The organism is Pseudoalteromonas sp. MER144-MNA-CIBAN-0113, assembly GCF_040308965.1.
Taxonomy (GTDB): domain Bacteria; phylum Pseudomonadota; class Gammaproteobacteria; order Enterobacterales; family Alteromonadaceae; genus Pseudoalteromonas; species Pseudoalteromonas tetraodonis.
The window spans coordinates 1-231 of sequence record NZ_JBEOOG010000639.1 but is presented as its reverse complement, the minus strand read 5'-3'; the positions used below and the strand labels follow the sequence as shown (position 1 = coordinate 231).

1 protein-coding gene is annotated in these 231 nt (G+C 42.0%); it reads right to left on the bottom strand.

The window, feature by feature from the left end:
• The coding region (locus AAEY57_RS21290) for a DNA gyrase subunit A (protein ID WP_350608817.1) at positions 1–231 on the bottom strand (231 nt) is incomplete at both ends.

The window sequence follows — 231 nt, the reverse complement described above, 5'->3', positions numbered from 1 at the left end:
GCTTTAATGCGATTTGAGCGCGGAATAATTACAATGCGTGTTGGATTTTCGTGATCTGACTCGTCACGTAAATCGGCAATCATTGGTAATTTTTTAGCGTTCATTTGCGCTGCAATTTGCTCAAGTACTTTACCACCAGAACATTGATGCGGCAGCGCTGTAATAACAATATCACCATGCTCTTCGGTATAAACCGCACGCATTTTGATAGACCCTCGACCGGTTTTATAT